We start from the raw sequence: 12,474 nt of genomic DNA, 5'->3' as shown, positions 1-12,474 counted from the left end.
ATTTAAAGTTTATATTCGGTATCGCAATTACCAATATGAAACTCATTTTTAAAACCACACTTAGATTTTCAATTCTATACTTAGGTTTATATCTTTTAGATGCCTTTTTTAAGAATAATGATACTTTATATTTTTATAGATATTTCTCGAAAATATTATTAAGTTTAAGCTTATTACTTTTTTTTCTTTTTAACACTAAACAAAAAGATAGTGATAAAAAAAACTTAGTTATAGCAGCGCTATGCCTATTTCTTTTTGGAGACTTTTTCTTCATTTCAGGTAATAATGGTAATATGGTATACTTTATTATCGCTTCCCTTTTATTTATTGTTGCCAAAATTTGCTACTCTATTCGGTTTTTAAATAAAGAAGATTTTAATATTATTAAACTAATTCCTTTTTTACTTTTCTGTTTTATTTACATGAGTATTATTATGTCTATAGTATATAATAACTTAGGTCAATATTTTATACCATTACTTATCTATTTGTTTGTTGCAATGTTAATAATGCAATTTGCTTATTTAAGAAGAGGAGAGGTTAATGTTATTAGCTTTTGGCTAGTAATATTTGGAGTTATTGCATTTATGATTGCCGATAGTATTAACATCCTTAAAATGTTTTATAATCCATTAATAGCGTACAATAAAATAACAGTTATGTTTTTTTATTGCTTAGCGCAATACTTAATTGTTTTAGGTATTTTAAAAGAGAATAAGAATGCAGTGAAAATAAGTGTATAATAATTTAAAACTAGTTTAATTTAAAACAGAAAATATTAATAAATAATATTAGAGCTCCCCAAATGCTTGATAACCTACTTAATATTAAGAAACCATATTTTACTATTGTCTATTTTCTAGCTTTAGTAATAGATCTTTGGGGAAAACTTAACCTAGAAACTGTTCCATATAGGTATATAACTAAGTCTTTATTAATGATTTTGTTAATCGTTTTTTATTTGAAAAATCAGAAATTGAATAAAGAAAGAAAACATTATTATACATTAATTGCTTTATTTTTATTTTGGATTGCAAGTATTGCGGTAATCAATCACGTAAATAATTTTAGATTTATTTTTGGAATGCTATTTTTTATTTTAGGTAAGGCAATGTATTGCATACGTTTTACAAATAAAAGGGATTTTAAATTAGCACGATTATTACCATTTTTAACAGGAAGTTTTATTTTAATGGTTTCCGTTTTTTTTCTTATTTATAAAGGATTAGGTGTCTTTTTTATACCTGTTTTAATTTACTTTTTTATTTCCTTATTATTAAGCCTGTTTGCGTATTTAAGAAAGAATGATGTTAATGCTAAGAGTTATAACCTTGTTATGCTATCGATGTTTTTTTTAATACTCTCCGAGATTATTATGGGCATAAAAACTTACTATATTTCTCTTCCATTTCAAGATATTTCGGTTATGCTATTCTATGGAATAGGACAGTTTTTAATTGTTTATGGTATTTTAATTGAAAAGAAGACTATTGAAGAAGAACTAATAAAAATTAAATTATAGGTTAAAACTTATTGCTCATATCGCTATTATGAAAATTGTATTCACCAACAAAATTTACTTTTCTATATTATTTTTTATATTTCTATCTCTAGATATTTATGTAAAGTTAAACTTAGAAGCTGTACCGTATAGATTAATTACAAAACCACTTATTGTTTTGTCTCTTTTATATTTCTTTATAGTTAATAACAGTAAAACACAAGAGAACTGGCATTATATTATTGTTGCTTTACTGAGTTTTTTAATTGGAGATATACTATTAATTTTTTATAAAATTATCCCAATTTATATTTTGGGACTTATTTTATTAATGATAGGTAAATTATGTTATGCTAAGTGCTTTTCTAACCAACGCGATTTTAATGTTTTTAAATTACTGCCGTTTTTTATTTTATGCTTTGCATATATGGTTTTTATTATGGTATTAGTATTAAATAAATTAGGTGCTTTTTTCTTTCCTACATTGCTTTATTTGTTTTCATGCTTAATCGTTATGTTGTTTGCATATTTAAGAAAAGGAGATGTAAACAAAAGAAGTTATTATACTGTTTTAATAGGTGTAACTTTTGCTATTCTATGCGATAGTATTTCTGTAATACAATCTTTTTATTATGAAGAATTCCCTTATCAAAAGTTTTTAATAATGCTGTTTTACGGTTTGTCGCAATACTTTATTATTATGGGCTTAGTTGAAGAGAAAAGTAAAGAAAAAAGTAAAGCGATTAAGAGAGATGTTATTCTTTCCTAACCTGTTTTAATTCTAACATATTTATAGGGTTTATGCCTAAATTCTTTACATTGTTTTGTGTAAATCTAACCACTTCATCATAATACAAAGGAACTATTGGAGCCGCTTGCATTACTATACTATCCATTTTAGTATATAGGGTTTCTCTGGCTTTAGAATTAGTTTCAGAAAAAGATTGTGTATACAAAGCATTAAAGTTAACACTTTTAAAATGAGTGTAATTCGGACCATTAGGCGCAAAATTTTCACTATAAAAAAGAGATAAGTAGTTTTGAGCATCTGGATAATCTGCAACCCAACTGGCTCTAAATAAATCGAGTTTACCATTTGCCTTAGCACCTTTTAAAGTAGATGCAGGAATAACATCTACGTTAACTATTAATCCCGTTTTTTGCAACTCTCTTTGTATATATTCGCAAAAGTTTAAATAGTTACTTGTGGTTGTAATGGTTAATTCTGGAGAATTATTACCAGTCTCTTCTTTAAATTGATTTATAAGTGCTTTAGATTGCTCTGGGTTGTAAGTATAACCAATATTGGCATTGTAACCTGGTAGCCCTTTAGGGATAAAACCACCATTTGCTGGTATACCAATACCGTTACGTAAGTAAGTCATCATTTTTTGTCTGTCAAAACCAAAATTCACAGCTTGTCTAATTAACTTAGATTGCATTTCTGAAGCTTCAGAATCCATATAAAATGCTAAATATTCGGTGTTTAAATAAGGACCACGAATCATATTAACATTAGCTTCGTATTTAGCTCTTAATTCTCCTTTACTTGTTAAAATATCATCTTGATAAGAGGCATCTAAAGAATTTAAAAAATCTAAATTGCCTTGAATAAACTGTAAAAACTCACTTTGTTTATCTGGTAAAAAGGTAATAGCAACAGCCTCTAAGTAAGGTAAGCTGTTTCCGTTGTTATCTTTTTCAAAATAATTAATATTCTTTCTAAAAACCAGTTTAATGTTTTCTTCCCATCGTTTAAATTTAAAAGGACCAGTTCCAATTGGGTTTGCTCTAAAATCTGTACCATAATGCGCTACAATTTCTTTTGGTACTACAGAGCAATATTTCATGGTTAATAATCCTAGAAATGCAGGAAAAGGCTGCTTTAATTTAATAGTAAAAGTACTATCGTTTTCTGCAGAAAAATGATCAACTTTATTTAAAACCCATCGTCCTGAAGATGCTATCTTTTTATCGATAAGTCTATTAAAACTATATTCAAAATCTGAAGCTTTTACAGCACGGGTAGAATCTTTTCCAAACAATTTGTGTTTATGAAAGTAAACATCGTCTCTAAGCGAAAAAGAGTAGGTAAGTGCATCTTGAGAAATAGTCCAACTTTTAGCGATACTTGGTTGTACATTTAAAGCATTATCCATTTGTACTAAACCATTAAATAATTGGTTTACAGCCCAAATATCGGCATTGTCTTTTGCAAAAGCAGGATCTAACGAGCCAATGTTTTTATGCTCATTATATCTAAATACTTGGTTTAGATTTTTATCATCGTTATTATTTCCGCAGGAAAAAACAAGAATAGTTATTAAAGAAAATAGTAAGTATTTTGTCATATTTTAAAGTACTTATAAACTTACTTGCAAACAATTACTTAAATTTGCAACCTTAAATTAAAGTAAGAAGTAAATATAATACCAATTTAATAATAAACTTAAATTTTGCCAGTAAATACAAAAAAGAAAGTCGCATTTTACACCTTAGGTTGTAAGCTTAATTTTTCTGAAACTTCTACAATAGCTAGAAATTTTAAAGATGAAGGTTTCGAACGCGTAGACTTTTCTGAGACTGCCGATATTTATGTCATAAACACTTGTTCTGTAACAGAAAATGCCGATAAGCGTTTTAAAACCATAGTAAAACAAGCTCAAAAAGCAAATTCAGATGCTTTTGTAGCAGCAGTTGGCTGTTATGCGCAGTTAAAACCACAGGAATTAGCAGATGTTAATGGCGTGGATTTAGTACTTGGTGCAACCGAAAAATTTAAGATTACAGACTACCTAAACGATTTATCTAAAAACGATTTTGGAGAAGTACATTCTTGCGATATTAATGATGCCGATTTCTATGTTGGGAGTTATTCTATAGGAGACAGAACTCGCGCTTTCTTAAAAGTACAAGATGGTTGCGACTATAAATGTACTTATTGTACAATACCTTTGGCAAGAGGTATATCTAGAAGTGATGAATTAGAAAGTGTACTTAATAATGCAAAAGAAATTTCTGCAAAAGGTATTAAAGAAATCGTTTTAACTGGTGTTAATATTGGTGACTATGGAAAAGGAGAGTTTGGTAATAAAAAGCATGAACATACCTTTTTAGAGCTAGTACAAGCATTAGATAAAGTAGAGGGAATAGAACGACTTCGTATCTCTTCTATAGAGCCAAATTTACTTAAAAACGAAACCATAGACGTTGTAAGTAAATCTAGAGCTTTTGTACCGCATTTCCACATTCCATTACAAAGTGGGCATAATGATATTTTAAAGTTAATGAAACGTCGTTATATGCGCGAATTGTATGTAGACCGTGTTGCTAAAATTAACGAAGTAATGCCACATGCTTGTATTGGAGTTGATGTAATTGTTGGCTTTCCAGGAGAAACAGAAGAGCATTTTTTAGAAACATATAACTTTTTAAATACATTAGATATTTCTTATTTACATGTATTTACATATTCTGAAAGAGATAACACAGAGGCTGCAAGTTTTGAAAACGTTGTGCCTAAAAACGTTAGAAGTAAGCGTAGTAAAATGTTAAGAGGATTAAGCACAAAAATGCGTCGTGCCTTTTACGAAAAGCAGATTGGAACTTCTAGAACTGTTTTATTCGAAAGCGATAATAAAGAAGGTTATATACATGGTTTTACAGAAAACTATGTAAAAGTAAAAGCACCATGGAATCCAGAACTTGTGAATACATTACATCAAGTAAAGCTTACTAATATAGATGATGATGGTTTAGTAAGGTTTGATTTTGAAACAGTATTTGCATAAAACATAGAGCAATTATAGACTACTATATTAGCTTAAACAAGTGTATAAAAAAGCCCGATAAATTAATTTATCGGGCTTTTGTTTTTATTAAAATTAGGATTGAATTAATCTGTTAATTACTAATAACACCATCTACCATCACTAATTTTCTATCTGCTAAATCTGCCAATTCTTCGTTATGAGTTACTATAACAAAGGTTTGCCCAAATTCGTCGCGTAGTTTAAAAAATAAGCTGTGTAGGTTTTCTGCACTTTCACTGTCTAGGTTTCCAGAAGGCTCATCGGCAAAAATAAGACTAGGGTTATTAATTAATGCTCTAGCAACTGCAACACGTTGTTGTTCTCCACCAGACAATTCGTTTGGTTTGTGGTTATATCTATGAGATAAACCTAAGAAGTCCAGTAATTCTTTTGCACGTTTTGTGGCTTCAGCTTTAGGTGTTTTTTTTATAAAAGCAGGAATACATACGTTTTCTAGAGCTGTAAATTCTGGCAATAATTGATGAAACTGAAAAATAAAACCAATATGTTCATTTCTAAATTTTGCCAATTGCTTTTCAGAAAGCGAGCTAATGTTTTCTCCATTAATTATTAGTGAAGAGTCATTGGTTTTCGAAATGGTATCTAAAGTTCCTAAAATTTGTAATAAAGTTGTTTTTCCTGCTCCCGAAGAACCAACAATAGAAACTACTTCACCTTTTTTAATGTGTACATTTACTCCTTTTAAAACGTGTAAATCGTCGTAATACTTATGGATGTTTTCAGCTTTAATCATATAAAAAAATAAGAAGTTGAAATTACCACTTTACAAAGTAATGTACAACTTTATAAGGTTTAAGATTTTCTTTTAAATACGTTTTTTAAATTACTATAATCTATAAAGTAAACCATTTTAAGAGAAAAGGTATTGCCATTTGGTTGGTCGAATAAATCTTTTAAACTATCATTAAAAGCTTGTGCGCCATCATTACTATAATTAAAAATACGGTTACGGTATTGTGCTGTTAAAAAGCTTCCAGGAGCAAACTGTAAAGAGTAAGTTAGGTTTAAATTCCAAGTACTAAAGTTTACATCTGGATCGTCTATATCGTCTTTTGTGTAATTATCGTCTCTATTTAACCTTCCATTGTCACCCAACGCATAAATGTTATTTTCATATTGTACAGCACTCCAATAGTTTCTAAAACTTAAGGTTAAGCTATTCATGGCATTAAAATTATAACTTGTAGAGATGCTGTTTTCTATAGTGATTTGGTCGCGTTGACCATAAATAATATCGTCACCAATAAAATCGATAAAACCACGTTCTCTAAGTTCTTGATCCCAATCAAAAGAATAAACAACTATAAAATTCTCGTTAAATTTAACTCTAGGACTTATGCTAAAAAATACACTTTCATAATTTCGTTCCTCTTCAAATAAGGTTTCGTAACCAAGGTTAATATCTATGGCAAAAGTTTTGTTGTAGTTTGTAGATATGTAAGTTCCGGTATTTAGCCAGTCTTCTGTAATAAAATAACGACCATCTACTCTTGGTCCAAAATAATCGAATTGTTTACCAGGTTGCACATTAAAATTACCACCATAAGACATTAAGCTCTTTTTACCAACAGCGTTAACCTGTCCTCCAAAATTGAATCCTGTAAAAGTGCCAGGTCTGTATAAGCTATTGTAGTTTGTCCAAGCATTAAAGCTAAGGTTGTTGTGTTTCTCGGTAGGTTCAAAAATTTGGTAACCAAAATCTGCACTAAAATTATTGTAATTATTTGTAAATTGGATTCCCATATCATTAATATCGTAATCCTTGTCTGCCAATTCATGACTAACGCTCCAGTTGTATTTTCCGCTTATTTTACCAAAACCAGCACGTGTACTAAGTCCAGTTTGTGTACCATCTAATAAATTAATGTTACTCATTTTTACTTCAGCAATAGCTCCGTAGGTGTTTTTCTTATTCTTTACGTCGAATAATAAGCCTGTTACATTAGCGTCTCTAAAACCAGATCCATTTCTTGTTACATTGGTATTAATTAAACTAATTGAAGAGTTTTTGTTAAACTGCTGGTCTACCACAAGAATATTATAGTTTGTTATAGGCTCTACAGTTTCGCTTCGTTTTTCGCCAGTTACTGTATTTAAAATATCTACATCTGTTTCTTCGGTAATGGCATTAAAAAAGCCAATTCCTAAACCGTTTTTTGTTCTTCCAGAAATTTTAACAGCATTTAATAATGCTGTTTTCTGTGGAAATCTGCCATCAATTTCTTCGTTAGCTCCTAGCGTTGGATCTCCTATTGGAGCACTACCAATACGTCTTGTATAAAATAAGTTTCCTTTGGTAAATAAATCGGTTCCTTCTGTAAAGAACTGTCGTTGCTCAGAAAATTGTTGCTCAAAAGGACCTAAGTTTAATTGTACATCGTCGAAACCAACTTGGCTGAAATCTGGAATTAATGTAGCATCTAATGTAAAGTTTTCTGTAATACCGTATTTTATATCTAAACCTGCATTAAAGTCGTTAATTTTATTATCATCAAAACGATCGGCTACAAAAGAGGCGAAAGGATAAAAACTTAAACGTGTTGGCGGTTCTAGATTTTTTAATCCGTTTAATTCACCATTAAAATAACCTATACCGGCTCCACTAGTAATATCTACTGCATTCCAAGTTGCTTGTTCGCGTGTATCTCTATAATGTCTATGAAACTGGATTCCCCAAGTTGGGTTTTCTTGCTGTGTAAAACGTAAAGCTCTATATGGGATTTTCATTTCAACTATCCAACCATCTTCAACCGTTTTAACTGCGCTTTCCCAAACAGCATTCCAACCAAAATCTTCTCCACTAGTTGGGTTTTCGGTTGCATCTGCTTGTGTTCCAGAACTAAAAACAAAAAACTCTGTATTGTTTTGTGCATCGTTATTAGGATTAAAGATAGCTGCAAAAAAATCTGACTGTCCAAAATCATCACGCTGCGTAAATTGCTTCATCATGTCTTCTGGGTTATCATATAAATAAGCCGAAATATAAATGCCAGAGTCGTCGTAAGTCATTTTAACTTCAGTGCGCTTATTCTCAGGCATTGTTTTGCCAACGGTAGGTCTAAATTCTACAAAATCTGTTGCTATTTGTGCTGTTTTCCATACCTCGTCGTCTAATATTCCATCAATTTTTGGCGAATTTTCAGTACGTTCGATAGTGTATGTTTTCTTGTCTTGAGCCGTAACTTGAAATGCAACTAGAAGCGTTAAAGTTAATAGTGAAAAAAGTTTCATTAGTTTAGTCGTTAAGGTAGGTAGTTAGTAAAATATAGTCTAAAGACTTTAATAGTTTTGGTTTGTTACAGTTTTCTTGGACAAAACTACTTTTACAAGTCCTTTTTTATCTTAATTTAAAGTTAAAATAGCGCTCTTATGTAAGGAATATCTTAGTAAATGGACTTTTTTTAAGTAAATTTAAATAATGGAAAAGAATAATTTAAAGATTGCGACTTTCGCAAATGGATGTTTTTGGTGTACCGAAGCTGTATTTAATAGAGTAGTAGGTGTAGAAAAAGTAGTTTCTGGTTTTACTGGCGGTAACATTAAAAATCCTGCTTATCGCGAAGTAACTACAGGACGTACCGGTCATGCCGAAGGAATACAGATTTTTTATAATGAAGCATTAATTAGTTATATTGAATTACTTGAGATCTTTTTTGCAACTCACGATCCAACAACATTAAATAGGCAAGGTCATGATGTTGGTACCCAATATAGGTCGGCGGTTTTTTATCATTCTGAAGATCAAAAGCATCAAGCTGAAGCTTTTATTACACATTTAGATTCAGAACATGTTTTCGATAGTAAAATTGTAACAGAGGTTACAGCTTTCGATGTTTTTTACAATGCTGAAGCAGATCACCATGAGTATTACGAACGTAATTCGGAAAACTCGTATTGCCAATTTGTTATTCACCCAAAGCTTAAAAAGTTAAATACTTATTACAGTGATAAATTAAAATAAGGTTTCTAAAACATACAATAGCATGGCATATAAACAATTTGAGGAGTATAATATTAAAGTTACCGACGATGTTACCGAACGTTATAAAAGTATAATTGAAGATTTAGGAGAGGACACTAAACGTGAAGGTTTAATAAAAACACCAGAACGTGCTGCTAAAGCCATGCAGTTTTTAACTCAAGGTTACGAGCAAGATGCTGCCGAAATTTTAAAAGGAGCAATGTTTAAGGAAGACTATAACGATATGGTTATAGTTAAAGATATAGAATTGTATTCGCTTTGCGAGCACCACATTTTACCATTTTTTGGTAAAGCACATATAGCCTATATACCAAACGGACATATTGTTGGTTTAAGTAAATTGCCAAGAATTGTAGATGTTTTTTCAAGACGATTACAAGTGCAAGAACGTTTAACACATCAAATATTAGATTGTATTAACGATACTTTAAAACCTGCAGGTGTTGCTGTAGTAATAGAAGCATCGCACATGTGTATGATGATGAGAGGTGTACAAAAACAAAACTCTACAACTACAACATCTGGATTTAGAGGCGCTTTTAAAAATATAGAAACGCGTAACGAATTTTTAAAATTAATAAGTTCTAGTTTAAGCTAAAACGATGTTGTGTTAGGTGAAAAAGTAAATGATTTTAGGCGTTTTTGTAACAAAACACGTAAAATGCTTACTTATAGTTAAATAGTAGTTTTTTTGTTTTTAGAGGGTTATTTTAAAATGCTAATAAAAAATGGAACACTATTTGCTTTATTAAAAGTATTAACACACAACACAATGAATTTAGAAAACACAAACAAATACAAAATATTAGCCGCGAGTATCATTTTCGATGCTATAGGTTATGCCAGCTTTATAATTCCAGGAATAGGAGAAGTAATAGATGTAGTATGGGCTCCTGCCTCGGCTTATTTAATGACTAAACTCTACAAAGGTACTGCAGGAAAAGTAGGAGCTGCTGTTTCTTTTATAGAGGAAGCAATGCCAGGATTAGACGTAATACCAACATTTACATTAATGTGGTTATACACATACGTTTTTAAAACAAAAGAAGAAGAAACAATTATTGAAGTAAATTAATTTTACTAATAGTTTTAGATATAAAAAAAGCACTCGTAAGAGTGCTTTTTTGTTTTAATCAGATTATATTCTTTTTAGAGCAGTGATTTTATTTTGAATAGGCACCTGAAGAATATGTTAGTTCGTAACTATGAGTATAAATTTCGAATACAATACCAAACGGATCTTCAACATAGCACATTTTAAAAGGTTTGTCTTCCGGGTAGTATTCTCTTATTGGCATTCTTTGTTTTCCTCCATAAGCCAAAATTTTATCAATTAGTTCTTCAATATTTGGGTCTTGTACACAAAAATGAAATAAACCAGTATTGAAAGGATTAAATTCTGGAGCTTCTTTAATTCCATTAGGAAAAGAAAATAATTCTATTCCAATACCATCTGAAGTAGCTAAGTGAGCTATTTCAAATTCTGTCCAATCATCACCAAAAACATCAATACACATTTGGCCAATAGCAGTTTTTTTTTCTTTTTTAACTTTTGAAGGCTTCATAATTACATACCAGCCCATTACTTCAGAATAAAACTTTACTGCTTTATTAATATCTGGAACTGTTAATCCAATATGCGAAAATGATTTTGGATAATTTTTATTAGTTGTCATAGGTTTTATTTTAGATTCCAAAATTAATCTATATTTGCTTAATTGGCAATAACTTACCAAAAAGTGGTATAGTTACCAAAAGGAGTAATATATTGATAATTAGTGTTATAAATCTAAAATTTTGAATAAAGAAAATACTTGTCCTCTAAATTATACAATGAATTTAATAGGAACAAAATGGAAACCTTTAATTTTATTCCATTTATTAGAAGGTGGTTTGCGTTCGGGCATGTTACAAAAAAATATTCCAGGAATTTCTAATAAAATGTTTACACAAACAGTAAGAGATTTAGAAAAGGATGGTCTTATTTCTAGAAAAGTTTTTCCTGTGGTTCCTCCTAAAGTGGAGTATAGTTTAACAAAAAGAGGTAGGTCTCTAGAAGATATTTTAAGGCGCCTAGATAATTGGGGCTTAGAAGATTGTAAAAACTAATTAAAAGTGAGCCATTTTAGCCTCTTTAATTCGATTGCTTTAGTTAGTATAAGCATGTTTTTAGTGATGAATTTAACATTTTAAATAATTTTTAAATTAAAAATGCGCAGACGAATGGATTACATTTTTACACAAAAACATCGATATAAAGCTTATATGTTAGATTAAAAGCTTATTTTTGTAGGAATTAATGTTTTAATTCAATTACTTTAGATTTTTAATTTTAGAACTAATTGAGTTAAATGTTAAATAACTTAACCACAAATGCAACCAAACAAAAGCCTGTTTTTTACACTGTTTTCAAGTTTTTCCTTTCCTGAAATAAAGAGCTCTAATATTTTTTATAGTTCCTGTAATGCTAATATATTCTTTAGTAATGGTTTTAAGTGTTTATTTTTAAAAGTATATAATTTTATTAACCCACTAAAAGTCGCGATGAAATAACACGAAATTCATTTAATTTCCCCAAATTTTTTGAATTTAAAGTTAAAACTGATACCTAATAAATGTTTAACTTAAAGTTAGCCCAAAATATATTATTCTTTACTAAGCGATTAGTTTTTATCTGCATTTTTTTATGCTTTGGTAGTGCTGTTTACGCACAAAATATTTCGGTTCCAGAAAATATTCAAGCGGCACTTTTAACAAAGGTTTTAAAATACAATCCTCAAATTCCTCAAAATTCAGAAATTAAAATTTTAGTTGTTTATAATAATAACTCTTTACTAGATAAGGACGAATTTATTAAAGGACTAGGAAGTTCTATGGTGGTTAAAGCTATAACACCAAAAGAATTAGAGGGGAACATATCTAATTTTGATGTCGTATACTTCATGAAAGGCATAAATGGTTTCTCTAAAATATGTAGAGATAATAAAGTTTTATCTGTTACCGCTACAACTCGATTTGTAGAAGAAGGCGAAATCTCTCTCGGATTTGGAATTGAAAATAGTAAACCTAAGATATTAGTTAATTTAACATCGCTAGATCTAGAAGGACAATCATTCTCATCGGATATATTGAGAATTGGAAAAATTTTTAAATAAAAC

Annotated in this window: 13 protein-coding genes; 9 read left to right on the top strand and 4 right to left on the bottom strand. The window is 29.8% G+C overall.

The annotated features are described in order from the left end of the window. Positions 1 to 35: 35 nt before the first annotated feature. The 3 genes from Q0935_RS09920 (at position 36) to Q0935_RS09910 (ending at position 2,270) form a co-directional block, all read left to right on the top strand. Positions 36 to 743: a lysoplasmalogenase gene (locus Q0935_RS09920; protein ID WP_299252609.1), complete on the top strand. Its 708-nt coding sequence runs from the start codon at positions 36 to 38 to the stop codon at positions 741 to 743. A gap of 62 nt (positions 744 to 805) precedes the next feature. After that, on the top strand, positions 806 to 1,522 hold the full coding sequence (locus tag Q0935_RS09915) for a lysoplasmalogenase (RefSeq protein WP_299385442.1): 717 nt from the start codon (positions 806 to 808) through the stop codon (positions 1,520 to 1,522). A 28-nt stretch (positions 1,523 to 1,550) separates the two neighbouring features. Then, entirely contained in the window at positions 1,551 to 2,270 is a 720-nt protein-coding gene (locus Q0935_RS09910; RefSeq protein ID WP_299385439.1) for a lysoplasmalogenase family protein, read from the top strand. Here the strand turns inward: Q0935_RS09910 and Q0935_RS09905 are convergent. Continuing rightward, positions 2,257 to 3,852 carry an ABC transporter substrate-binding protein gene (locus tag Q0935_RS09905; protein ID WP_299385436.1) on the bottom strand — a complete coding sequence of 532 codons (1,596 nt, stop codon included), beginning with the start codon at positions 3,850 to 3,852 and terminating at the stop codon, positions 2,257 to 2,259. The genes Q0935_RS09910 and Q0935_RS09905 overlap by 14 nt on opposite strands. 105 nt (positions 3,853 to 3,957) lie before the next feature. Between Q0935_RS09905 and mtaB the strand changes: the two genes are divergently transcribed. Beyond that, a complete protein-coding gene (gene mtaB / locus Q0935_RS09900; protein ID WP_299385434.1) occupies positions 3,958 to 5,292 on the top strand; it encodes a tRNA (N(6)-L-threonylcarbamoyladenosine(37)-C(2))-methylthiotransferase MtaB in 1,335 nt (444 codons plus the stop codon). A 112-nt stretch (positions 5,293 to 5,404) separates the two neighbouring features. On the opposite strand, the gene Q0935_RS09895 is transcribed toward mtaB, so the two are convergent. Both Q0935_RS09895 and Q0935_RS09890 read right to left on the bottom strand, forming a co-directional pair. Then, the gene (locus Q0935_RS09895; protein WP_299385431.1) at positions 5,405 to 6,067 is read right to left on the bottom strand and encodes an ABC transporter ATP-binding protein; all 663 of its coding nucleotides are present in this window, start codon (positions 6,065 to 6,067) and stop codon (positions 5,405 to 5,407) included. 59 nt (positions 6,068 to 6,126) lie between these two features. After that, on the bottom strand, positions 6,127 to 8,565 hold the full coding sequence (locus Q0935_RS09890) for a DUF5916 domain-containing protein (RefSeq protein ID WP_299385428.1): 2,439 nt from the start codon (positions 8,563 to 8,565) through the stop codon (positions 6,127 to 6,129). 187 nt (positions 8,566 to 8,752) lie between these two features. On the opposite strand from Q0935_RS09890, the gene msrA reads away from it, so the two are divergent. The 3 genes from msrA (at position 8,753) to Q0935_RS09875 (ending at position 10,391) form a co-directional block, all read left to right on the top strand. Continuing rightward, positions 8,753 to 9,295 (top strand): peptide-methionine (S)-S-oxide reductase MsrA, encoded by a 543-nt coding sequence (gene msrA / locus Q0935_RS09885; protein ID WP_299252630.1) that lies wholly within the window; start codon positions 8,753 to 8,755, stop codon positions 9,293 to 9,295. A gap of 22 nt (positions 9,296 to 9,317) precedes the next feature. Beyond that, positions 9,318 to 9,914: a GTP cyclohydrolase I FolE gene (gene folE, locus Q0935_RS09880; protein ID WP_299385425.1), complete on the top strand. Its 597-nt coding sequence runs from the start codon at positions 9,318 to 9,320 to the stop codon at positions 9,912 to 9,914. Positions 9,915 to 10,088: 174 nt separating this feature from the next. Beyond that, complete coding sequence (locus tag Q0935_RS09875) at positions 10,089 to 10,391, top strand: hypothetical protein (RefSeq protein ID WP_055437634.1); 303 nt, start codon at positions 10,089 to 10,091, stop codon at positions 10,389 to 10,391. Between the two features lie 88 nt (positions 10,392 to 10,479). On the opposite strand, the gene Q0935_RS09870 is transcribed toward Q0935_RS09875, so the two are convergent. Then, the gene (locus tag Q0935_RS09870; RefSeq protein ID WP_299385420.1) at positions 10,480 to 10,992 is read right to left on the bottom strand and encodes a VOC family protein; all 513 of its coding nucleotides are present in this window, start codon (positions 10,990 to 10,992) and stop codon (positions 10,480 to 10,482) included. A 157-nt stretch (positions 10,993 to 11,149) separates the two neighbouring features. Between Q0935_RS09870 and Q0935_RS09865 the strand changes: the two genes are divergently transcribed. Both Q0935_RS09865 and Q0935_RS09860 read left to right on the top strand, forming a co-directional pair. After that, positions 11,150 to 11,425, top strand: a complete 276-nt coding sequence (locus tag Q0935_RS09865) for a helix-turn-helix domain-containing protein (RefSeq protein ID WP_299252642.1) — start codon at positions 11,150 to 11,152, stop codon at positions 11,423 to 11,425. A gap of 506 nt (positions 11,426 to 11,931) precedes the next feature. Continuing rightward, complete coding sequence (locus Q0935_RS09860; RefSeq protein WP_299385417.1) at positions 11,932 to 12,471, top strand: YfiR/HmsC family protein; 540 nt, start codon at positions 11,932 to 11,934, stop codon at positions 12,469 to 12,471. Positions 12,472 to 12,474 lie beyond the last annotated feature (3 nt).

Source organism: uncultured Lacinutrix sp., from assembly GCF_947500605.1.
Classification (GTDB): Bacteria; Bacteroidota; Bacteroidia; order Flavobacteriales; family Flavobacteriaceae; genus Lacinutrix.
Note: the sequence above shows the minus strand (reverse complement) of the source record. Positions and strands in the feature narration are given on the sequence as shown.